The sequence below is a fragment of the Kiloniellales bacterium genome (assembly GCA_030064845.1).
Taxonomy (GTDB): Bacteria; Pseudomonadota; Alphaproteobacteria; order Kiloniellales; family JAKSDN01; genus JASJEC01.
This window is the reverse complement of record JASJEC010000078.1, coordinates 1-21,430: the sequence shown is the minus strand read 5'-3', so window position 1 is coordinate 21,430 and position 21,430 is coordinate 1. Positions and strand designations below refer to the sequence as shown.

The following is a 21,430-nucleotide window of genomic DNA, read 5'->3' as shown; positions in this document are numbered from 1 at the left end:
GCCGCTCGGGGAGCGGCGAAGGATGAGGCAGCGGCCCGTGACGCGGGATGCGCCGATGAAAGGCCCGCCATGAGCCGATACAACGTCAAGGAAATCGAGGCCAAGTGGCAGCGCCACTGGGACGAGTCCGGGTGCTTCGCGGTCGAGGAGCTGACCGACCGGCCGAAGTACTACGTGCTCGAGATGTTCCCCTATCCCTCCGGGCGGATCCACATGGGCCACGTGCGCAACTACACGATCGGCGACGTCATCGCCCGCTATAAGCGCGCCAAGGGCTTCAACGTGCTCCATCCCATGGGCTGGGACGCCTTCGGTCTGCCGGCCGAGAACGCCGCGATGAAGCAGAAGGTCCACCCGGCGAAGTGGACCCTGGAGAACATCGCGGTGATGCGCGCGCAGCTCAAGGGCATGGGCCTCTCGATCGACTGGAGTCGGGAGATCGCGACCTGCCTGCCGGACTATTACCGGCACGAGCAGAAGATGTTCCTGGACTTCCTCGAGGAGGGCCTGGTCTACCGCAAGGAGTCCTGGGTCAACTGGGATCCGGTCGACCAGACTGTCCTGGCCAACGAGCAGGTGATCGACGGCCGCGGCTGGCGCTCCGATGCCCTGGTCGAGCGGCGCAAGCTGGCCCAGTGGTTCTTCAAGATCACCGCCTACGCCGACGACCTGCTGGAGGCGCTTCAAACCCTGGACCGCTGGCCGGAGAAGGTCCGGGTCATGCAGGACAAGTGGATCGGCCGCTCGCGCGGCGCGCGGATCGACTTCCGGGTCAAGGACCGCAACCAGCCGCTCGAGGTCTTCACCACGCGGCCCGACACGCTCTTCGGCGCCTCCTTCTGCGCGCTCTCGCCGCACCACCCCCTCGCGGCCGAGCTCGCCAAGGACAGTCCCGAGCTGACCGCCTTCGTCGCCGAGTGCGACCGCCTGGGCACCAGCGAGGAGGCCATCGAGTCGGCCGAGAAGCGGGGCTTCGACACGGGGCTGAAGGCGCTGCATCCCTTCGTCGCGGGCCAGGAACTGCCGGTCTTTGTCGCCAACTTCGTGCTGATGGACTACGGGACGGGGGCGATCTTCGGCTGCCCGGCGCATGACCAGCGCGACCTCGACTTCGCTCGCAAGTACGGCCTGGCGGTACCGCCGGTGGTGCTGCCGGACGGCGAGGACGAGGGGAGCTACGCGATCGGCGACACGGCCTTCACCGGCGAGGGCCGGATCATCAACTCCGACTTCCTGAACGGCCTCTCGGTCGCCGAGGCGATCGACGCGGCGATCGGCCGGCTCGAGGCCGACAACCAGGGCAAGGGCGAGATCCAGTACCGCTTGCGCGACTGGGGCGTCTCGCGGCAGCGCTACTGGGGCTGCCCGATCCCGGTGATCCATTGTCCCGCCTGCGGGATCGTCCCGGTGCCGGAAGACGATCTGCCGGTGGCGCTGCCCGAGGACGCGCCCTTCGACAAGCCGGGCAACCCGCTGGCCCACCATCCGACCTGGAAGCTGGTCGACTGCCCGACTTGCGGCGGCGCGGCCGAGCGCGACACCGACACCATGGATACCTTCGTCGACTCCTCCTGGTACTTCGCCCGCTTCTGCAGCCCGAAGTCGGAACAGCCGGTGGATCGCGCGGCGGTCGACTACTGGCTGCCGGTGGACCAGTACATCGGCGGCATCGAGCACGCCGTGCTGCACCTGCTCTACTCGCGCTTCTTTACCCGGGCGATGAGCCAGTGCGGCTACCTGAAGCTCGACGAGCCCTTCGCCGGACTCTTCACCCAGGGCATGATCTGCCACGAGACCTACAAGGGCCCCGACGGCTGGCTCTCGCCCGACGAGGTGCGGCGGGTCGACGGCGGCATCGAGACCCTGGACGGCAATCCGGTGACCGCCGGACGCTCGGTGAAGATGAGCAAGGCGCTGCGCAATACCGTCGATCCGGAGCAGATCATCAGCACCTACGGCGCCGATACCGCGCGCTGGTACATGCTGTCGGACAGCCCGCCGGACCGCGACATGGAGTGGACCGATTCCGGCATCGAAGGGGTCTTCCGCTTCGTGCAGCGGCTCTGGCGGTTGGTCGGCGAGGCCCTGGACGCGCTGCCGCCGGCCGGCGCCCCCCTGCCGAACGACCTCGGCGCCGCCGCTCTCGATCTGCGCCGCGCGACCCACAAGACCATCGCGGCTGTGACCCAAAACGTCGAGCAGTTCCACTTCAACGTCGCGGTCGCCCGGACCCGCGAGCTGGCCAACGCCCTGGGCGCTTTCAAGGCCAAGAACAACGGCGACTATTGGGCGCAACGCGAAGCCTTGGAGATGCTCGTTCGGCTGGTCGGGCCGATGATGCCGCACTTGGCCGAGGAGCTCTGGCAGCGGCTCGGCCACAATACCTCTCTGGTCGAGGAGAGCTGGCCCGAGGCCGATCCGGCGCTCACCAAGGAAGACACCGTGACCATGGGAGTCCAGGTCAACGGCAAGCTGCGCGGCACGTTGACCCTCGCGCTTAACAGCGAGGAGGCGTCGGTCAGGGACGCGGCGCTCGCCCTCGAAGGCGTGCAGCGGGCCCTGGACGGCAAGGATCCGCGCAAGGTCATCGTGGTCCCGAACCGGATCGTCAATGTCGTCGCGTGACCGAGCCCTCGCTCTGCTGGTCGCCGCGCTGCTGACCGTTTCGGGTTGCGGCTTCCGGCCACTCTACGCACCCTCCGAAGGACCCGATACGGTCCAGCAGACCAGCTTCGCTCAGACCCGGATCGTTCCGCTCACGGGCCAGAGCGGGCAGAAGCTCCACAACCTGCTGCGTGACCGCCTCAATCCCGAAGGCCAGAGGGTCGAGCACCTCTACATTCTGCGGGTCTTGCTGGAGTCGCGGGTTGTCTCCCTGGGCATCCGGGAGGACGAGACCGCGACACGCGCCAATCTGATCGTGACGGCGATCTATACCCTGACCAGCCGGGAGGGTGCCGTCCTGTTCGAGGCCCGAAGCGAATCGGTCAATAGCTACAACATCCTGGATGCCTTCTATGCGACCTCGGTGTCAGAGGAGGACGCGCTCGACCGGGGCCTCAGGGAGGTCGCCAATGAAATCGAGCGGCGCCTCGGCATCTACTTCACACGCGACGCCTGAACCGGGGAGCGGCCGGTGAAAGTGACGCCCGCCAAGGCCGACGCCTTCGCGCGCAGGCCCGATCCGGCGGCGCGGGTCGTCCTGGTCTACGGTCCCGACGAGGGCCTCGTGCGGGAACGCGCCGAGACCCTGGCCCGGAGCGTGGTCGAGGACCTGAGCGATCCCTTCCGCATCGGTGAGCTGAGCGGGCCCGCGGTCGCGCAGGAACCGGCCCGGCTCTACGACGAGGCGGCCGCCCAGGCGCTGACCGGCGGCCGCCGTGTCCTGCGGATACGCCCGGCCGGCGACGAGCTCGCGCCGATCATGAAGGAGTTCCTGGCGGCGCCGCCCGGCGATTCGCTCGTCGTGCTGCAGGCCGGCGACCTGCCAGGCCGCTCGGCTCTGAGGAAGGTCATTGAGGCGTCACCGGCAGGGGCCGCCCTGCCGTGCTACCGCGACGATCCCGGCAGCCTCGCGGGCCTTCTGGGCTCGCTCTTGGCCGAGCAGGGTCTGAGCGCCTCGAGCGAGGCGATGGCCTACCTCGGCGCCTCCCTCGGCGCCGACCGCCAGTTGACCCGACGCGAGATTGAGAAGCTGGGCCTGTTCAAGGGACCCAACGGCGGCGAGATCACGTTGGACGAGGCCGTCGCGTCGGTCGGCGATAGCGCCTTTCTGACCTTGGAGGACCTGGCCTTCGCCGTCGGCGAGGGCGACCGGGCCCTCGTGGAGCGGAGCGTGCAGCGCGGCCAGGACGAAGGCCTGAACGGGGTCGCCATGCTGCGCAGCGTTGCCCGCCACCTCCAGCGGCTGCATCTGGCGAGCGGCGCGATCGCCGCCGGCACGCCCGGCGATCAGGCCTTGGCCCGCCTGCGCCCGCCGGTCTTCTGGAAGCAGAAGGCCCGCTTTCTGGATCAGTGCCGGCGGTGGACGCCGGCGCGCTTGGCGCGGGCGCTGGAGCAGCTGGTCGAGACCGAGCGGCGCTGCAAGACCAGCGGCGCGCCGGCCGAGCTGCTGGCCCGGCGGACGCTGCTAGAGCTAGCGGCCAAGGCGCCCCGGGCACGAAACTAGGAAAATAATCTTAACGCCAGTGGGTCACGCTGTTGTGGCCGGCGCCTCGAATCGCTTGAGGAGATCGTCGAGCTGCTCGACCGAGCGATAGAAGATCGAGAGGCGGCCGCCCTCGCCCTGGAAATCCACCGTGACCTTCATGCCGAGCAGGGCCGTCAGGTCCCGTTCGAGCGCGGCTGTATCGGGATCCTTGGGCGGCGATTTCTTCTGCTTGGGGCGCTTCCGCCGACCGCTGTCCTCGCGCGCCATGTCTTCGGCCTGGCGCACGCTCATGCCCTCGGCGAGCACCTTCTTCGCGGCCGCCTCGGGGTCCGTCGACGTGAGGAGGGCTCGGGCGTGTCCGGCACTGATCCGGCCGTCGGCGACCAGGGTCTTGACGCCTGCCGGCAGGGACAGCAGGCGTAGCGTGTTGGCGACGTGGCTGCGGCTCTTGCCGACCGCCACGGCCAGGGCTTCCTGGCTGTATTCGAACTCCTGGATCAGCCGCTCGTAGGCCGCGGCTTCCTCCAGGGGGTTGAGGTCCTGTCGCTGGACGTTCTCGACCAGGGCGATTTCCAGGCACTGCTGGTCGCTGAGCTCGCGGATGATGACCGGCACGTCGTGCAGCTGCGCAAGCTGCGCCGCACGCCAGCGCCGCTCGCCGGCGACGATCTCGAAATCGCTCGGCCGCTCCGGGTGGCGCCGGACGACGATCGGCTGCAGGATCCCGTTCTCACGGATCGAGTTGGCCAGCTCCTGGATCGCCTCGGTATCGAAGTGCCGGCGGGGCTGTTTCGGATTGGGATGGATGTTCCCGACCGGGACCTGCTTCGAGGCGCGCACCCTGTCGAGGTCGGCGTAGTCCTGGTCCTCTTCGCCGAACAGGGCGGCAAGACCGCGTCCGAGGTTGGTTCTTTGTTCGCTGGCCACCACTACGTCTCGTCTGGGTTAGGAAACAAGAAAGGGATCAAGGGTACCGCCAGCCTGCTCGTTCTTCAGGATCTCTCCGGCCAGATGGATGTAAGCCTGCGAACCGGCGCAGTGCATATCGTAGAGCAGCACCGGCTTGCCGTGGGACGGCGCCTCGGAGACCCGGACGTTTCTTGGAATCACGGTTTCATAGACCTTGGAGCCGAGGTGGGCCCGGACGTCGCGCGCGACCATTTCGGAGAGGTTGTTGCGCCGGTCGACCATGGTCAGGACGATCCCTTGAATCTCCAGGGCCGGATTGAACCCGCGCTTCACCCGCTCGACCGTGCTCAACAAGTGGGACAGTCCCTCCAGGGCATAGAACTCCGTCTGCAGGGGCACCAGGACGGCGTGGGCGGCGACCAGGGCGTTCAGAGTGAGGAGGCCGAGCGCGGGCGGGCAATCGATCAGCACGAAGTCGAAGCGGTCCGCCGCGCCCTTCAGCGCGTTGCGCAGCTTGAATTCCCGGTCGCGCGCCGATACCAGCTCGACCTCGGCGCCGATCAGCTCGATGGAAGACGGGACCAGGGTCATGCCGCGGACCATGGTTTCCACTTCCACGAAGTCTATTGCGCAGCCCTCGGTTAATACTTGGTAAATGCTGCGCGCCCGATTCGAGCGCAGCAGGCCGAGCCCGGTTGTCGCGTTGCCCTGGGGATCGAGGTCGACCACCAGGACCCGCTTGTCGCAAGCGGCCAGGGCCGTCGCCAGGTTGATCGCGGTCGTGGTCTTGCCGACACCGCCCTTCTGGTTGGCGATGGCCAGCACCCGCGCGGCGCGGCGCGGCGGGGGCGTCCCTTCAACGAGGTATGGCCTCATCATCTGCGTCCTCGACGTCGAGCGTGATGCGAAGGATTTTACTGTGAGGGTTTGTGCAACTGTCATGATGCACCACCTCCAGTTTCTCTTGTTTGCAGAGCGCGGTCAATTCTTGATCGACGTCGGCGCCCTTGGGAAAGAGGCAGCAGAGCGGCCGTCCTGGGCGGCGGGACGGAAATCGCCGCGCGTGGGTGAGCAGCTCCGCAAGCGGCGCGAAGGCCCTGGCGGTGACCACATCGACCGGGAAGGGGGTCAGCTGCTCGAGCCGCTCGGCGATCACGGTGGCCTCGGTGCCGGTCACGCGCGCCGCCTCGCGCAGGAAGGCGGCCTTGCGCTGGTCGGCCTCGATCAAGTGGACCTCGCCGGCACCCATGATGGCGAGAACCAGGCCGGGGAAGCCGGCGCCGCTGCCGAAGTCGACCAGGACGCGCCGGCCGGAGGCATCAGGCGGCGGCAGCAGCGGGAAGAGCTGCGCCGAGTCGAGCAGATGGCGCTGCCAGAGCTCGTCGAGGGAAGCCCGGCTGACCAGGTTGATCCGGCGGTTCCACGTCTCCAGCAGCGCGGCGAAGCGACCGAGGCGCTCAGCCGTTTCACGTGAAACACCGGTCTCACGCCGGAACGCCTCGGCGCCCGAGACCTTAACTATGCCGCGTCTTCCCGGGATGGATCCGGACCTCGCTTCACGTGCCGCAGCAGCGCGACCAAGGCGGCCGGCGTCACGCCGGGCAGGCGGGCGGCCGCGCCCAGCGTCTCGGGCCGTGCCTCGGCCAGGATCTGCCGTACCTCGTTCGACAAGCCGCCGACCGCCGCCAGATCCAGGGTCTCCGAGAGGGCCAGCGCCTCGTCGCGCCGATAGGCCAAGATGTCGGCCTCCTGCCGTTCCAGGTAGCCGGCGTAGTGGGCGTCGGTCTCGATCTGCGAAAGGACAGCCGGCGCCAGGCCACTCAGCTCGGGCCAGACCCGGAGCAGGGCCTCGGGCGCGATCTCGGCATAGCGCAAGAGGTCGAAGGCGCTGCGGCGCTTGCCGTCCCTGCGGACCTTGATCCCGGCGTGGGCCAGCGCGTCGGGCGTCGCCGTGAGACGGCGGACCAGGTCGCGGCCCTGCTTGAGCGCGGCCATCTTGGAGCGGAAGGCGCGCTCCCGAGGACCCGCCACGCAGCCGAGCGCGAGGCCGCGCTCGGTCAGGCGCTGGTCCGCGTTGTCGGCGCGCAGCCGCAGACGGTACTCGGCCCGGCTGGTGAACATGCGGTAAGGCTCGGTGACGCCGCGCCCCACCAGGTCGTCGATCATCACCCCGATGTAGGCCTCGGCCCGGTCGAGGCGGAAGTCGGGCCGGCCGCCGCCGGCCAGCAGGGCCGCGTTGAGGCCGGCGAGCAGGCCCTGGGCCGCCGCTTCCTCGTAGCCGGTGGTGCCGTTGATCTGCCCGGCCAGGAACAGCCCGGGGATCCGGCGGGTCTGCAGGCCGCCGTCGAGCGAACGCGGATCGACGTAGTCGTACTCGATCGCATAGCCCGGCTGCAGCATGACCGCCCGCTCAAGGCCCGGGATCTCCCGCAGCATCGCCGCCTGGACCGCGAAGGGCAGGGAGGTCGAGATGCCGTTGGGGTACACCGTCGGGTCGTCCAAGCCCTCGGGCTCGAGAAAGATCTGGTGCCGCTCGCGCTCGGCGAAGCGCACCACCTTGTCCTCGATCGAGGGACAGTAGCGCGGGCCGCTGCTCTCGATCTGGCCCGAGTAGATCGGCGCACGATGCAGGTTGGCGCGAATCAGCTCATGGACCCTTGGGTTCGTATAGGTGATATGGCAGTCGACCTGTGGCGCCGTGATCGCCTCGGTCAACGTCGAGAAGGGCTCCGGCGGGTCGTCCCCCGGCTGCCGCTCGAGCCCGGCATGGTCGATGGTCCGGCCGTCGAGACGCGGCGGCGTGCCGGTCTTCAGCCGGCCGAGCGGGAAGCCGTGGGATTCGAGGGTCCGCGCCAGACCAACCGCCGGCGCCTCGCCGACCCGGCCAGCGGGCCGGGTCTCCTCGCCGATGTGGATCACCCCGCGCAGGAAGGTTCCGGTCGTCACTACGACGGCGCGGGCCGAGAGCGTCTCGCCCGCGGCGTCGCGGATGCCCGTGCAGCGGCCCTCGGCGTCGGTCACGATATCCTCCACCGCCGACGGCCGGACCGTCAGGTTCACCTGCTCCTGCAGCAGGTCCTGCACCGCCGCGCGGTAGAGCGCGCGGTCCGCCTGGGCGCGCGGCCCGCGCACCGCGGGTCCCTTGCGCCGGTTGAGCACGCGGAACTGAATGCCGGAGCGATCGATCGCGCGGCCCATGATCCCGTCCAGGGCATCGATCTCCCGGACCAGATGTCCCTTGCCGAGGCCGCCGATCGCCGGGTTGCACGACATGACGCCGATGGTCTCGACCTTGTGGGTCGCCAACAGAGTCCGGGCGCCGAGGCGCGCCGCGGCGGCCGCCGCCTCGCAGCCCGCGTGTCCTCCCCCCACCACGATCACGTCGAAGTCGCTCATGGCGGAAGAGATAGGTCCTGCCGGAACCAGAGTCAAAAACCCGGGCCCTGTTTCACGTGAAACATGGTTACTTTCCGATGCAGAAATCCCGGAACACCAGGTCCAGCACGTCCTCGACGTCGACCCGCCCGGTGATCCGGCCGAGCGCCTGGACGGCGCCGCGCAGCTCCTCCGCCATCAGCTCCGGTTCGCTGAGCACCGCCGCGCGCCGCAAGGCCGCGGCGCAGCTCTCGAGCGCCTCGCGATGCCGCGCACGGGTCACCAAGGCGGCCTCGCCGCCGCCCTCGAGGCCGTCTCGCGCCCGCCGCTCGATCGCCCCGACGAGCGCGTCCAGGTTCTCCCCGGTCAGGGCCGAGAGCCACAGGGTCTCGTAGCCGGCCGGCCGAACTGGCGCCCTCTCCTCGACCAAATCCGCCTTGTTGAACACCACCAGCGCCCCCGGCGACAGGACCGTGAGCACCGCTGGGTCGGGCGCCCCGGCGGCATCGAACACCGCGATCTGGAGATCCGCTGCTTCGGCCCGGTTCAAGGCCCGGCGGATACCCTCCCGCTCGATCGCCTCCTGCGGCCCGGCACCGGCCTCGCGCACGCCCGCCGTGTCGATCAGAGTGACGGGAAAGCCGCCGAGATCAAGGTGCACCTCGATGACGTCGCGGGTCGTTCCCGCGGTCTCCGATACGATCGCCGCGTCGCGCCGGGCCAACGCATTCAGCAGGCTCGACTTGCCACTATTGGGCGGACCCAGCAGCACGACCTGATAGCCCGCCCGCAGCCGCTCGCCGCCGCGCTGCGCCAGGGACGCCCCGATCTCGGCAGCCAGTTCGGCGATCTCGTCGCGCACTTCCGCCGGCAGGGAGTCCGGCAGGTCCTCGTCCGGAAAGTCGATCGACGCCTCGGCGTGGGCCAGGGCCGTCACCGCCCGCTGGCGCCAGGCCTCGGTCGTCTCCGCCAACGCGCCCAGAGCCTGGCGCAGCGCCTGGCGCCGCTGGGCCTCGGTCTCGGCATCGATCAGGTCGGCCAGCCCCTCGGCCGCGCTCAGGTCGAGCTTATCGTTGTCGAAGGCCCGCCGGGTGAACTCACCCGGATCGGCCAGCCGCAAGCCCTCGATTCCGGCCAGGCAGTCCAGCGCGGCCGCGACCACCGCCCGGCCGCCGTGGACGAGCAGCTCCGCCATGTCCTCGCCGGTATAACTGCCCGGGCCGGGGAACCAGAGCGCAAGCCCCCGGTCGATGGCGTCGCCGTCCGGCCGCCGCAAGGTCGCCAACGTCGCCCTGCGCGGGCTCGGCATGGGGCCGTCCAGGATCCGCGCGAGAGCCGCCGCGGTGCCCGGTCCGGAGATCCGCAGGACCGCGACGCCGGCGCGTCCCGGCGGCGTGGAGAGGGCGAAGATGGTCGGTCGGGGCGTTTCGATCATGCCGTCGGGGCGCGGGTCTCCCTTACGGCGCCTCGTCCTCGGGCCGGAGCATCAGACGTTCCACGCGGCGGCCGGCCACGACGTGCTCGCGCAGGATCTCTTCGACGTCCGCGATGGTCCGGTAGCTGTACCAGACGCCCTCGGGGTAGATCACCATGGTCGGCCCCAGCTCGCAGCGGTCCAGGCAGCCGGCCGCGTTGATGCGCACGTCGGTCAGGCCCAGTTCCTTGGCCTTCGCCTTCATGTGATTGCGCAGGGCGATCGCCTTCTTCTCCTTGCAGCATCCCCGTGGGTGGCCCGCCGGCCGCTCGTTGGTGCAGCAGAAGACGTGCCGCCGGTAGAAGAGGGCGGGGTCGCCGCCCTCGATGGAAGTCTCTCCGTCCGCCACCGTCACCTCTCGTCGCCTCACGCCCGTCGCCGCCCGAGAAGCCCCAGAAGCTTTGAGGTTGAGCGGCGCTGCCGGCAAATCCATAGTTGCGGGGCGCGCCCCGCCAGACCGGCGCCTGTGCCGCGAACAAGGGAAGCCAGAGGGCCGATGTCCGAGAACCGCCTCGCCGGGGAAACCAGTCCCTACCTCCTACAGCACAAGGACAATCCCGTCCATTGGTATCCCTGGGGCGAGGCGGCCTTCGCCGCCGCCCGCGACAGCGGCCGGCCGGTCCTGCTCTCGGTCGGCTACGCCGCCTGCCACTGGTGCCACGTCATGGCCCACGAGTCCTTCGAGGACGAGGACACGGCGGCGGTCATGAACGAGCTCTTCGTCAACATCAAGGTCGACCGCGAGGAGCGCCCCGACCTGGACACCATCTACCAGTCGGCGCTCGCCCTCCTGGGCGAGCAGGGCGGCTGGCCCCTGACCATGTTCCTGACCGCCGACGGCGCGCCCTTCTGGGGCGGCACCTACTTCCCGCCGGCGCCGCGCTTCGGGCGGCCGGCGTTCGAGCAGGTGCTCCGCCAGATCGCCGCGGCCTACCGCGAAAAGCAGGACGCCGTGGCCCAGAACGCGGACCAGATCCAGGCGAAGCTCGCCGAGCTGTCGCAGAATCTCCCCGGCCAGGTCTTCGGCGCGGCGGTCAACGATCAGGTCGCCGAGCGTCTGGTGCGGGAGTTCGACCCCTTCCACGGCGGTCTGGGCCACGCGCCGAAATTTCCCCAGCCTTCGATCCTCAAGCTGATCTGGCGCGCCTGGAAGCGCAGCGATGCCGAGCCCTACCGCAAGGCGGTCGAGACGACTCTCATCCGGATGTCCCAGGGCGGCATCTACGATCACCTGGGCGGCGGCTACGCGCGCTACGCCGTGGACAACCGCTGGCTCGTGCCGCACTTCGAGAAGATGCTCTACGACAACGCCCAGCTGATCGAGCTGCTGACCTGGGCCTGGCAGGAGACCGGCGACCCGCTCTACGAGACTCGCGTGCGCGAAACCGTCGGCTGGGCGCTGCGCGAGATGATCGCGAAGACGGAGGGCGACGCGCCGAGCGGCGCCTTCGCCTCGTCGTACGACGCCGACAGCGAGGGCGAGGAGGGCAAGTTCTACGTCTGGCAGGCCGAGGAGATCGACCGCCTGCTCGGGCCCGACGCCGAGACCTTCAAGGCGGCCTACGACGTCACGCCGGGCGGCAACTGGGAGGGCCACACGATCCTGAACCGGCTCGGTCAGGATTCCCTCTTCGACGAGGGACAGGAGGCCGCCCTGTCGCGTTCGCGCAACGTCCTCTTCGAGGCCCGCGCCGAGCGGCCCTGGCCGGGCTGGGACGACAAGGTCCTAGCCGACTGGAACGGGCTGATGATCGCCGCCCTGGCACGCGCCGCCGCGGTGTTCGGCGAACCGGGCTGGCTCGCCGCCGCCCAGTCCGCCTTCCGCTTCGTGACCGAGACCATGACGGTGGACGGGCGGCTGCGCCACGCCTGGCGCCGGGGCAAGCTGAACCACCCGGCGACCCTGGACGACTACGCCAATCTCTGCGAAGCCGCCCTGGCGCTGCACGAGGTTACAGGACTATTGTCCTATATCGATCAAGCCGTGGCCTGGCTCGACATCCTGGACGCCCACTACTGGGACAGCGACTCGGGCGGCTACTTCCTGACCGCGGCGGACACGGAGCGGCTGATCGTGCGCACCAAGACGGTCCACGACAATGCCACCCCGGCCGGCAACGGCACCCTGGCGGGGGTCCTCGCCCGGCTCTACCACCTCACCGGCGAGCACCGGCACCGCGACCGCGCGGAAGCGCTGATCGGCGCCTTCGCCGGCGAGCTGCAGCGCAACATCTTTCCTCTCGCGACCCTGCTGAACGGGGTCGAGCTTCTGGAGAACGCGCTCCAGGTGGTCGTCCTCGGCGACCGCGACTCGCCCGCCGTCCGGGCGCTGCTCGCCCCGGTGACCGGGACCTGCCTGCCCAACCTCGTGCTCCAGGTGATCGACGACACCGGCACCCTGCAGACCGGTCACCCGGCCCGCGGCAAGGCCCGCGTCGAGGACAAGGCGACGGTCTACCTGTGCCGCGGCACGACCTGCTCGCTGCCGATCACCGACCCGGAAGAGCTGGCGCGCGCCCTCGCGGCCTAGCGGATGACAAGGGCCCGACCCGCGCGATAGAGTCCGCCCGGGAAGCAACAGGGAGGGGAAAGATGCCCGACATCACGATCAAGGGCGCCGACGGCGAGTTCGGCGCCTATCTCGCCATGCCGTCCGGCACGCCGGCGGCCGGCGTCGTCGTCGCCCAGGAGATCTTCGGCGTCAACCAGGTCATGCGCGGCGTCTGCGACTGGCTGGCTGGCCAGGGCTACCTGGCCTGCTGCCCGGACCTGTTCTGGCGCATCGAGCCGGGCATTCAGATCACCGACAAGACCGAGGCCGAGTGGAAGCGGGCCTTCGAACTGTTCGGCCTGTTCGACGTCGACAAAGGCATCGAGGACATGAAGGCGACGCTCGGCGCGCTGCGCGCCCACGAGGCCTGCTCGGGCAAAGTCGGCACGGTCGGATACTGCCTCGGCGGCAAGATCGCCTACCTGATGGCGACCCGCTCCGACGCCGACTGCAACATCAGCTACTACGGCGTCGGCCTGGACGAGCTGCTCGGGGAAGCGGGCAGCATCGCCAAGCCGGCGATGCTCCACGTCGCCGAGAAGGACCAGTTCGTGCCGGCCGAGGCCCAGGCCAAGATCAAGGCCGGTCTCGAGGGCCACGCCCAGGTGACGCTCCACGTCTACCAGGGCCAGGACCACGCCTTCGCGCGCGAGGGGGGCGAGCACTACAACAAGGCCTCGGCGGATCTGGCCAACGGCCGGACCCTCGACTTCTTCAAGGCGAACCTCTCATGACCCACGCGATCCGCATCCACCAGCCCGGCGGCGCGGACGCGCTCTCCTGGGACGAGGTCGACGTCGGCAAGCCCGGTCCCGGCGAGGTCCGGCTGGAACAGACGGCGGTCGGCCTCAACTACATCGACGTCTACCACCGCAGCGGGCTCTACCCCCTGCCGCAGATGCCGGCGGTCATCGGCATGGAGGCGGCCGGCCGGGTCGAAGCCGTGGGCGAGGGGGTGACCGAGCTCCAGCCCGGCGACCGGGTCGCCTATGCCGCCGCGCCGCCCGGCGCCTACGCCGAGGCGCGGGTCCTGCCGGCCCACCGCGTGGTCAAGCTGCCCGATGGCATCTCCGACCGGCAGGCCGCCGGCATGATGCTGCAGGGCATGACCGTCGAGTACCTGATCCGCCGCACCTACCGGGTGAAGGCGGGAGACACGGTGCTGTTCCACGCCGCCGCCGGCGGGGTCGGCCTGATCGCCTGCCAGTGGCTCAAGGCGCTCGGCGTCACCGTGATCGGCACGGTCGGCTCCGAGGAGAAGGCGGCGCTCGCCAAGGCCCACGGCTGCACCCATACGATCAACTATCGGAGCGAAAACTTCGCCGAACGGGTCAAGGAGATCACCGGCGGCGCCGGCGTCCCCGTGGTCTACGACTCGGTCGGCAAGGACACCTTCGAGGGCTCCCTCGAGTCTCTGGCGCCGCTCGGCATGATGGTCACCTTCGGCAACGCCTCGGGCCCAGTCCCGCCCTTCGACCTCGGGCGGCTGGCGGCGCTCGGCTCGCTGTTCATCACCCGACCGACCCTGATGACCTACACCGCGAAGCGCGAGGACCTCGTGGCCAGCGCCCAGGCTCTTTTCGGGGTCGTAACGGACGGCAGCGTCAAGATCGAGGTCAAGCAGACCTATCCCCTGAAGGAGACGGCCCAGGCCCACCGCGACCTGGAGGGCCGCAAGACCACGGGCTCGACCGTTCTGCTGCCGTAACGACCGCGCCCAGGCCCGCCGACATGCCGCCGAGCGCCGAGGCCGGGCGGTCCTCCCTGCTCGGCGTCGCCTGCGTGGTCGGGGCGGGCTTCGCCTTCACGACCAACGACATGGCGATCAAGTGGCTGAGCGGCGACTACCCGCTGCACCAGATCATCCTGGCACGCTCGGTGATCGCCGTTCTGCTTACCCTGGCGATCCTGGTGCCCCTGGAGGGCGGCTACCGGAACCTGCTCTCGTCGCGCTGGCGCCTGCACCTGCTGCGCGGCGGCGCCGTTGTGCTGGCCAACATGGCGTTCTTCCTCGGCCTCGCCTCGCTGCCCCTCGGCGAAGCGACGGCGATCTTCTTCGTCGCCCCGCTCCTGATCACGGCGCTCTCGGCGGTCATGCTGGCAGAGCGAATCGGCCCGCGCCGAAGCCTCGCCGTCCTGGTCGGCTTCGCCGGCGTGCTGGTCATGCTGCGCCCCGGCACCGAGGCCTTCCGGACCGCGGCGCTACTGCCGCTGGCCGCCGCCCTCTGCTACGCCCTGGTGCAGATCCTGACCCGCAAACTGGGCAACACCGAGCGCGCCTCGACCATGGCGGTCTATATCCAGGTCTGCTTCGTGATCGTCAGCGGCGGCTTCGGGCTTGTCGCCGGCGACGGCCGCTTCGCCGGCCCCGATGCCGGGCCGCAGATCGACTTCCTGCTGCGCGCCTGGGTCTGGCCTCCGGCGTCCGACGCCGCCATCATGCTGGGGCTCGGCCTGCTCAGCTCCCTGGGCGGCTACCTCATGAGCCAAGGCTACCGACTGTCCGAGGCCGCGCTGGCCGCTCCCTTCGAGTACGCCGCCCTGCCGCTCGCCGTTTTCTGGAGCGTCGTGGTCTGGGGCGACTGGCCCGACCGGGTTGCCTGGCTCGGCATCGCGCTGATCTGCGGCGCTGGGCTCTTCGTCTTCTACCGTGAATCGGCCCTCGGCAAGAGGATCGCGCTCCGCCGCCCCATGCCGCGCAACCGCTAGACGGCGCGCAGCCTTTCCAGGGCGTAGGCGCCCGCGGTCGCCGCGAGGGCTACGGCCAGCAGTCCGACCGCGGTCAGCCAGTTGTCGAGCAGGTCCGGGGCCGCGAGCAGCACCAGGCCCAGTCCCAGCATCATCACACCGGACAGGAGCTTGAGCATTCGGCCCTGGAACTCGCTCAGCTTCCGGCCGCCGAGCGAGAACGTGAAGACGCAAAGGATCGCCAATAGCGGCAGGATGTAGATCACGTTGTAGAGCGCGAGATAGAGGTAGTAGCCCGACGTCGAGAGCTCGCTCAGCGTCAGCGCCCGCGTGTAGACCATCGGCAGCCCGCTGGTGCACAGCAGCTCGTAGGTGTTGGCTGCGATCGCCAGCGTCACGGTCCCAACCAGCAGCGCCGGCAGGTTGTCGGCCGAGATCAGGCCGCGCATCCGATCGAACAGGCCGGGCTTCGCGTGTTCCGGGATCGTCAGGCTCGGCCCCCGCCGGAACCAGAAGAAGTCCTTGATGTTGACCAGCGCCAGCGCGACGGCGACCGCGCCCGCGACCAGGGTCACGGCGCGAACGCCCTCCAGCACAAGGAAGAGGTTCAGCCAGGCGGCCATGAAGACGAAGTAGAGCAGGCCGGAGAAAAGAACGAAGATGCCGCCGACCAGGACCATCCGCGCCCGGCTGCGCGCGTGCACCAGCAGGCTCAGGAGGAACAGCAGAACGAAGAAGGCGCAGGGGTTGAAGGCGTCGAGGCCGCCGAGGATCACGGTCAAGACCGGCAGCGACATCTGCCCGGCGTCGACCCGCCCCAACAGCGGCAGATCGACCACCGGCGGCGCCGTTTCCTCCGCTACCGGCGGAACCGCGAGCTCCTCTTGCAGGAAGGCCCGGCAGGCGTCCGCCATTGCGCCCAGCGCAGCGCCGCTGCCCTCGGCGTTGTCGAAGCCGACGACCATTCGGCCGCAGAGGAAGAACGTGGGCACGCCCCGGATCTCCTCGCCTAGCTCGGCCGCCAAGGTCGCGAAGAGAGCGCGGTTCTCCGGCGACTCCGTAACCTCGTAGGATTGGATCAGGAGCCAGGGGCGCTCCCGGCCCAGCGGCTCCAAGAAGCTGAGCGCGCGGGCGCAGTGCGGACAGGTCTCCGACCAGAAGAAGTGGAGCTTCACCCGGACGTCTTCGGACGTCTCGGCCTTGTACCAGAAGGTATCCTTGGCCTGCGGCGCCTGGGCCCGGGCATCGAATGTTGCGAACCCGAGGACAGCGGTCAGCAGGATGAGGGTGACGACCCTAAGCCGCGAGCCGATCATCGGAAATCGTCAGGCCCCGGCCGGGACACGGGCGCGGCCCTGCCGTTTGGATGCGCGCTCGCTTTCAGTCATGGCCCGGACTCGATCTGACGACCCGATCTGACGTCGGCGCCCAGCCTAGGCAAGAGCCGCCGGGACCGCGTTGCGCCAGATCAACGCCACAGAAAAACCGAGAGGGAGACTTGGCCGGCGCTAGCTCGGCTTGTTCATCGACTCGAAGAAGTCTTCGTTGTTCTTCGTGCCCTTGAGCCGGTCGATCAGGAACTCGACGGAGTCGGTCACGCCCATGGGCATGAGGATCCGGCGCAGCACCCACATCTTGGAGAGGGTGCCCTTGTCGACCAGGAGCTCCTCCTTGCGGGTGCCGGACTTGCCGATGTCCATGGCCGGCCAGACCCGCTTGTCGGCCAGCTTGCGGTCGAGCACGATCTCCGAGTTGCCGGTGCCCTTGAACTCTTCGAAGATCACTTCGTCCATGCGGCTGCCGGTATCGATCAGGGCGGTCGCGAGGATCGTCAGGCTGCCGCCTTCCTCGATGTTCCGCGCCGCGCCGAAGAAACGCTTCGGCCGCTGCAGGGCGTTGGCGTCGACGCCGCCGGTCAGCACCTTGCCCGAGCTGGGCACGACGGTGTTGTAGGCCCGTGCCAGACGGGTGATGGAGTCGAGCAGGATCACGACGTCCTTCTTGTGCTCGACGAGGCGCTTGGCCTTCTCGAGAACCATCTCGGTCACCTGGACGTGGCGGGTCGCCGGCTCGTCGAAGGTCGAGCTCACCACCTCGCCCTGCACCGAGCGGTCCATGTCGGTCACCTCCTCGGGCCGCTCGTCGATCAGCAGCACGATGAGGTAGACCTCGGGGTGGTTGGTCGCCACGGACTTCGCCAGGTTCTGCAGGATCATGGTCTTGCCGGTTCGCGGCGGCGCCACGATCAGCGCGCGCTGGCCCTTGCCGAGCGGCGCCGTCAGGTCGATCACCCGCGGCGTCAGATCCTTGATCGTCGGATCCTCGATCTCCAGCTTGATCTTCTCGTCGGGATAGAGCGGCGTCAGGTTGTCGAAATTGATCCGGTGCCGCGCCTTCTCCGGCGGGTCGAAGTTGATCTCGTTGACCTTCAGCAGCGCGAAGTAGCGCTCGCCGTCCTTGGGCGAGCGGATCTGCCCTTCGACGGTGTCGCCGGTCCTCAGGCCGAAACGGCGCACCTGGCTCGGGCTCACGTAGATGTCGTCGGGGCCCGGCAGATAGTTGGCTTCCGGCGAGCGGAGAAAACCGAAGCCGTCCTGTAGGACCTCCAGCACGCCGCCGCCGTAGATCGCAATGTCGTTGTCGGCCAGCTGCTTCAGGATCGCGAACATCATGTCCTGCTTGCGCAGGGTGCTCGCGTTCTCGATCTCGAGGTCCTCCGCGTAGGCGAGCAGGTCCGCCGGGCTCTTGGTTTTCAGCTCTTGAAGGTTCATCGAATTGCCTGTGGTGGGTGAACCGACCGCGGCCGGCTGGCGATTTTCTGCTGTGGAAGCCGTGTCGCCCGTAGCGGGAGCCGAACTCTAATCGTCGGATTTGCGCCAGGACTTTGGAAGGAAACTCGGAACGCGGTACTTAAGCCGCTGATCCTTATGTGGGGGATGTCACGGCAAGAGGCAAGCGCAATAAACTAAATTTTCCGTTAGCAATCCAGGCAATAGAGCATGACGGATATGTTTCGACTGAATGTCGTTTAGATCGGCTTGACCACTGCCAAGACGACGATGCCCAAGAGGAAGAGCGTTGGAACCTCGTTCATGATCCGGAAGAACCGAGCGTCGTGGCGGTTCTCGTCGGCCTCGAACTGTCGGCGCCAGCGCGCGAAGAAGATGTGAGCGACCTGCATACCGACCAGCAGCGCCACCTTGGCCTGAAACCAGGCCTCGCCCCAGGCGTCGATGTGCACCGCCAGCACAAGGCCGAGGAGCCAGGACGCGATCATGGCCGGGTTCATAATCGCGCGCAGCAGGCGGCGCTCCATGACCTTGAAGGTCTCCGACTGAACCGATCCGGCTTCGGCCCCGCAGTGATAGACGAAGAGGCGGGGCAGATAGAGCATGGCCGCCATCCAGGCGATCACCGCGATCACGTGGAGCGCCTTGACCCAGAGGTAGCCCTCGCCGAGGAAGCCGCTCACCGCTCGCCTCCGGCCGCCGCTTGCCGCCGCGGGCAGCGGCTCCACTCCTTCGGACAGGCGGGACCGCCGCCGGCGGTGCAGAGCCCGCCCTCGGGCCCGCGCAGCGCCTCCCCGACCAGCCCCGCGAGGCCCGCGATGAAGCCCTCGCCCGCGTCCACGGTCGGCACGCGCACGTAGGTCTCTACGCCCGACTCCTCGGCCAGCTCCCGGTATTCGATGTCCAGCTCGACCAGGGTTTCGGAATGCTCGGAGACGAAGGCGATAGGCACCAGGACGACCGGCACGCCGTCAGCACCGGCGCGCTTGATCTCGTCCTCGGTCGCCGGACCGATCCATTCCAGCGGCCCGACCCGGCTCTGGTAGCAGACCACCCAGTCGAGGTCCTCCTGGCCGATCGCCCGGGCCACCGCCGCCGCGCTCTGCTCGACCTGCCACTGATAGGGATCGCCGCCGTCCACGACCTTCTTGGGCAGGCCGTGCGCCGAGAACAGCAGCCGCGGCTTTCCCCCCTTCGCGGCCTCGGCCAGCGCCGGCCGCACCAGGTCGCACACCCGGTCGACGAAGCCCTGCTCGACCGGATAGCAGCAGACCGCCGTCGCCGGCGCGCCGAGACCCGCCTTCCGCGCCGCCTTGGACCAGGCGCCGAGCGACGAGCCGCTGGTAGTGGTCGAGTATTGCGGGTAGAGCGGCAGGAGGACGATGCGGTCCGGCGCGAAGTCGGTCACGGCGCGCACCGTCTCCTCGGTCAGCGGATGCCAGTAGCGCATGGCGATGAAGACCTTCGCTTCGTGCTCGCGCCCTAACGCCCGCTCCAGCGCCGTCGCCTGGGCCTCGGTGTTGGGCAGGAGCGGCGAGCCGCCGCCGAGGTGCTCGTAGATCTCGCGGGCGATCGGTGCCCGTCGGGACGAGATCAGCTTGGCCAGCAACCAGCGGAACGGCTGCGGCACAGAGATGATCGCCGGGTCGTTGAACAGATTGAACAGGAACGGCTGGACGGACTCGGGCTTGTCCGGTCCCCCCAGATTGAACAGCACCACGGCGATCCGGCTCATGACGTCCCTCGAGTGCCGGCGCCCGGCTAGGCCCGGTGCCTGCGCACCTGCGCCACCAAGGCCTCGACATGCTCGGGCCGAGCCGCGGGCACGATGCCGCCACCGAGATTGAAGACCAGCGGTCCGTCCCCCAGCCGATCGAGAATGCGCGCCACGCCGTCGTGCAGCGCGGCGCCGCCGGCGACCACGAGCGCCGGGTCGAGGTTGCCCTGAAGCGTCACCCGGGGCTGCAGGACCTCACGCGCCCAATCGAGCGGTACGGTACTGTCGATCGACAGGCATTCGGCCCCCGCCTCCTGGGCGAAGTCGCGATAGTAGAGCCCGGCGCCCCGGGGGAAGGCGATGATCGGCACCGTCGGATGGCTCTCCTTGACCCGCCGCACGATCTCCTTGATCGGGGCTAGCGACCAGCGCTGGATCGCCCCGTCCGGCAAGGCGCCGGCCCAGGAATCGAACACCTGCAGGGCCTCGGCGCCGGCCTCGACCTGGGCGATCAGGTAGCGGGAGGTGGCATCGACCAGCAGGTCGATCAGCTGCTGGAAGCCTTCCGGGTCGCCGTAGGCCCAGGTCTTTATCTTGGTGTAGTCCTTCGAGCTCCCGCCCTCGACCATGTAGCTGGCGACCGTCCAGGGCGCGCCGGCAAAGCCGATCAGGGCGGTTTCCTCGGGCAGCTCTCGCCGCAGCCGGGTCACGGTCTGGTAGACCGGTGCCAGGGCTTCGTGCAGGCCCGCAAGCGAAAGACGCTCGAGCTCTGCCACCGTGGCGACGGGATCGACCCGCGGCCCGGCGCCCTCCTCGAACCAGACCCGCTGGCCGACGGCGTGCGGGATCACCATGATGTCCGAGAACAGGATCGCCGCGTCGAAGCCGTAGCGCCGGATCGGCTGGAGCGTGGCCTCGACCGCCAAGTCGGGCGTCAGGCAGAATTCCATGAAGTTCTTGGCCTGGCTGCGCAGCTCCCGATACTCGGGGAGATAGCGCCCGGCCTGCCGCATGAGCCAGATTGGCGGCGGAGAGCAGACTTCCCCGCCGAGCGCGCGCAGCAGGCGCTTGGCCTCGGTTTTTCCGCCCGCCCGCTTTGCCCCGGACAGCGCCCCCTTTCCGTTCACCCTTCTTCCCTTCCTAATATGAGATTCTAGAATCTTTGATTGTGATTGTTGGCCCTGTGAATCGCGGGAGCGCTTTCGGCATCCAGATGATTCACGCGTTCCCGACCACGACCGGGATCTCCGGCCGTCCCCTGTGGGTTGCTCATAGCACACCCGATGTCGGGGTCTAAAGTGCCAAGACCTTGCAGCGATTCGGAAACCAAAGGATAACGGGGACGAAACGCGAAGTTCATGAAGCGCTACTCGATCTATCCAGATCTCCCCTCCGCCGTCGGGCCACCTGATAGCTCTGAGTACGCAAAAGAGGCTTGGAAGGATCGAAGTTTCGTGATTTTGCCGCCGCGCCCGCTTATCCCCGGAATTGCCCGCCGGCCCACAAGGCGGCGCCGGACATGACCGTCTATCACATGCACCTGGTGTCCGACGCCACGGGTGAAACCGTCAGCTCGGTGGCCCGCGCCTGCCTGGTGCAGTTCGCCGGCGTCGAGCCGCACGAGCATGTCTGGTCCCTGATCCGGACCAAGGGGCAAATGGAGAAGGTGCTGCGCGGGATCGAGCGCGAGCCCGGTGTCGTGCTCTGCACCATCGTCAACGACGACCTGCGCAAAAGGCTGATCGACGGCTGCCGGGAGCTCGGCGTGGTCTGCGTG

19 protein-coding genes are annotated in these 21,430 nt (G+C 68.7%); 8 read left to right on the top strand and 11 right to left on the bottom strand.

What is annotated here, in order from left to right; genetic code table 11:
- Positions 1 to 69: 69 nt before the first annotated feature.
- Genes leuS through holA form a run of 3 tightly spaced genes read left to right on the top strand, consistent with a single transcriptional unit; the run spans position 70 to position 4,168 of the window.
- Complete coding sequence (leuS, locus tag QNJ67_19930) at positions 70 to 2,625, top strand: leucine--tRNA ligase (GenBank protein MDJ0611254.1); 2,556 nt, start codon at positions 70 to 72, stop codon at positions 2,623 to 2,625.
- The gene (gene lptE, locus QNJ67_19925) at positions 2,612 to 3,121 is read left to right on the top strand and encodes an LPS assembly lipoprotein LptE (protein ID MDJ0611253.1); all 510 of its coding nucleotides are present in this window, start codon (positions 2,612 to 2,614) and stop codon (positions 3,119 to 3,121) included. The genes leuS and lptE overlap by 14 nt, the downstream gene beginning before the upstream one ends.
- A 15-nt stretch (positions 3,122 to 3,136) precedes the next feature.
- Positions 3,137 to 4,168, top strand: coding sequence for a DNA polymerase III subunit delta (gene holA / locus QNJ67_19920; protein MDJ0611252.1), 1,032 nt, complete (start codon positions 3,137 to 3,139; stop codon positions 4,166 to 4,168).
- Positions 4,169 to 4,192: 24 nt separating this feature from the next.
- On the opposite strand, the gene QNJ67_19915 is transcribed toward holA, so the two are convergent.
- The 6 genes from QNJ67_19915 to QNJ67_19890 all read right to left on the bottom strand — a co-directional run bounded on the left by QNJ67_19915 (position 4,193) and on the right by QNJ67_19890 (position 10,257).
- Complete coding sequence (locus QNJ67_19915) at positions 4,193 to 5,077, bottom strand: ParB/RepB/Spo0J family partition protein (protein ID MDJ0611251.1); 885 nt, start codon at positions 5,075 to 5,077, stop codon at positions 4,193 to 4,195.
- Positions 5,078 to 5,095: 18 nt separating this feature from the next.
- Positions 5,096 to 5,935, bottom strand: a complete 840-nt coding sequence (locus QNJ67_19910; protein MDJ0611250.1) for a ParA family protein — start codon at positions 5,933 to 5,935, stop codon at positions 5,096 to 5,098.
- Positions 5,916 to 6,581, bottom strand: coding sequence for a 16S rRNA (guanine(527)-N(7))-methyltransferase RsmG (rsmG, locus tag QNJ67_19905; protein MDJ0611249.1), 666 nt, complete (start codon positions 6,579 to 6,581; stop codon positions 5,916 to 5,918). The genes QNJ67_19910 and rsmG overlap by 20 nt, the downstream gene beginning before the upstream one ends.
- Positions 6,578 to 8,455: a tRNA uridine-5-carboxymethylaminomethyl(34) synthesis enzyme MnmG gene (mnmG, locus tag QNJ67_19900; GenBank protein ID MDJ0611248.1), complete on the bottom strand. Its 1,878-nt coding sequence runs from the start codon at positions 8,453 to 8,455 to the stop codon at positions 6,578 to 6,580. Before mnmG ends, rsmG begins: the two co-directional genes overlap by 4 nt.
- 67 nt (positions 8,456 to 8,522) lie before the next feature.
- Entirely contained in the window at positions 8,523 to 9,869 is a 1,347-nt protein-coding gene (gene mnmE, locus QNJ67_19895) for a tRNA uridine-5-carboxymethylaminomethyl(34) synthesis GTPase MnmE (GenBank protein ID MDJ0611247.1), read from the bottom strand.
- A 22-nt stretch (positions 9,870 to 9,891) separates the two neighbouring features.
- Positions 9,892 to 10,257 carry a (2Fe-2S) ferredoxin domain-containing protein gene (locus QNJ67_19890; GenBank protein ID MDJ0611246.1) on the bottom strand — a complete coding sequence of 122 codons (366 nt, stop codon included), beginning with the start codon at positions 10,255 to 10,257 and terminating at the stop codon, positions 9,892 to 9,894.
- 147 nt (positions 10,258 to 10,404) lie between these two features.
- Here QNJ67_19890 and QNJ67_19885 point away from each other — a divergent pair, with 147 nt between their 5' ends.
- The 4 genes from QNJ67_19885 (at position 10,405) to QNJ67_19870 (ending at position 15,168) form a co-directional block, all read left to right on the top strand.
- Positions 10,405 to 12,438 carry a thioredoxin domain-containing protein gene (locus QNJ67_19885; GenBank protein MDJ0611245.1) on the top strand — a complete coding sequence of 678 codons (2,034 nt, stop codon included), beginning with the start codon at positions 10,405 to 10,407 and terminating at the stop codon, positions 12,436 to 12,438.
- Positions 12,439 to 12,500: 62 nt separating this feature from the next.
- Positions 12,501 to 13,193, top strand: coding sequence for a dienelactone hydrolase family protein (locus QNJ67_19880; protein ID MDJ0611244.1), 693 nt, complete (start codon positions 12,501 to 12,503; stop codon positions 13,191 to 13,193).
- Positions 13,190 to 14,167 carry a quinone oxidoreductase gene (locus QNJ67_19875; protein MDJ0611243.1) on the top strand — a complete coding sequence of 326 codons (978 nt, stop codon included), beginning with the start codon at positions 13,190 to 13,192 and terminating at the stop codon, positions 14,165 to 14,167. The genes QNJ67_19880 and QNJ67_19875 overlap by 4 nt, the downstream gene beginning before the upstream one ends.
- Before the next feature lie 23 nt (positions 14,168 to 14,190).
- Positions 14,191 to 15,168 (top strand): DMT family transporter, encoded by a 978-nt coding sequence (locus QNJ67_19870; protein ID MDJ0611242.1) that lies wholly within the window; start codon positions 14,191 to 14,193, stop codon positions 15,166 to 15,168.
- Here the strand turns inward: QNJ67_19870 and QNJ67_19865 are convergent.
- The 5 genes from QNJ67_19865 to hemE form a co-directional block, all read right to left on the bottom strand.
- Entirely contained in the window at positions 15,165 to 16,463 is a 1,299-nt protein-coding gene (locus tag QNJ67_19865) for a thioredoxin family protein (protein ID MDJ0611241.1), read from the bottom strand. The genes QNJ67_19870 and QNJ67_19865 overlap by 4 nt on opposite strands.
- Before the next feature lie 192 nt (positions 16,464 to 16,655).
- On the bottom strand, positions 16,656 to 17,918 hold the full coding sequence (gene rho / locus QNJ67_19860) for a transcription termination factor Rho (GenBank protein MDJ0611240.1): 1,263 nt from the start codon (positions 17,916 to 17,918) through the stop codon (positions 16,656 to 16,658).
- Positions 17,919 to 18,175: 257 nt separating this feature from the next.
- Complete coding sequence (gene hemJ / locus QNJ67_19855) at positions 18,176 to 18,619, bottom strand: protoporphyrinogen oxidase HemJ (protein MDJ0611239.1); 444 nt, start codon at positions 18,617 to 18,619, stop codon at positions 18,176 to 18,178.
- Positions 18,616 to 19,671 (bottom strand): ferrochelatase, encoded by a 1,056-nt coding sequence (gene hemH, locus QNJ67_19850; protein ID MDJ0611238.1) that lies wholly within the window; start codon positions 19,669 to 19,671, stop codon positions 18,616 to 18,618. Before hemH ends, hemJ begins: the two co-directional genes overlap by 4 nt.
- A 26-nt stretch (positions 19,672 to 19,697) precedes the next feature.
- A complete protein-coding gene (hemE, locus tag QNJ67_19845) occupies positions 19,698 to 20,780 on the bottom strand; it encodes a uroporphyrinogen decarboxylase (protein ID MDJ0611237.1) in 1,083 nt (360 codons plus the stop codon).
- A 392-nt stretch (positions 20,781 to 21,172) separates the two neighbouring features.
- Between hemE and QNJ67_19840 the strand changes: the two genes are divergently transcribed.
- A partial coding sequence (locus QNJ67_19840; GenBank protein MDJ0611236.1) for a kinase/pyrophosphorylase occupies positions 21,173 to 21,430 on the top strand: 258 nt, incomplete at its 3' end.

What these genes read in the sequence shown, in the direction of transcription:
- leuS (MDJ0611254.1), top strand. Translation starts at nt 70, where the DNA reads ATGAGCCGATACAACGTCAAGGAAATCGAGGCCAAGTGGCAGCGCCAC.
- lptE (MDJ0611253.1), top strand. Translation starts at nt 2,612, where the DNA reads ATGTCGTCGCGTGACCGAGCCCTCGCTCTGCTGGTCGCCGCGCTGCTG.
- QNJ67_19910 (MDJ0611250.1), bottom strand. Translation starts at nt 5,935, where the DNA reads ATGAGGCCATACCTCGTTGAAGGGACGCCCCCGCCGCGCCGCGCCGCG.
- mnmG (MDJ0611248.1), bottom strand. Translation starts at nt 8,455, where the DNA reads ATGAGCGACTTCGACGTGATCGTGGTGGGGGGAGGACACGCGGGCTGC.
- mnmE (MDJ0611247.1), bottom strand. Translation starts at nt 9,869, where the DNA reads ATGATCGAAACGCCCCGACCGACCATCTTCGCCCTCTCCACGCCGCCG.
- QNJ67_19885 (MDJ0611245.1), top strand. Translation starts at nt 10,405, where the DNA reads ATGTCCGAGAACCGCCTCGCCGGGGAAACCAGTCCCTACCTCCTACAG.
- QNJ67_19880 (MDJ0611244.1), top strand. Translation starts at nt 12,501, where the DNA reads ATGCCCGACATCACGATCAAGGGCGCCGACGGCGAGTTCGGCGCCTAT.
- QNJ67_19875 (MDJ0611243.1), top strand. Translation starts at nt 13,190, where the DNA reads ATGACCCACGCGATCCGCATCCACCAGCCCGGCGGCGCGGACGCGCTC.
- QNJ67_19870 (MDJ0611242.1), top strand. Translation starts at nt 14,191, where the DNA reads ATGCCGCCGAGCGCCGAGGCCGGGCGGTCCTCCCTGCTCGGCGTCGCC.
- QNJ67_19865 (MDJ0611241.1), bottom strand. Translation starts at nt 16,463, where the DNA reads ATGATCGGCTCGCGGCTTAGGGTCGTCACCCTCATCCTGCTGACCGCT.
- rho (MDJ0611240.1), bottom strand. Translation starts at nt 17,918, where the DNA reads ATGAACCTTCAAGAGCTGAAAACCAAGAGCCCGGCGGACCTGCTCGCC.
- hemH (MDJ0611238.1), bottom strand. Translation starts at nt 19,671, where the DNA reads ATGAGCCGGATCGCCGTGGTGCTGTTCAATCTGGGGGGACCGGACAAG.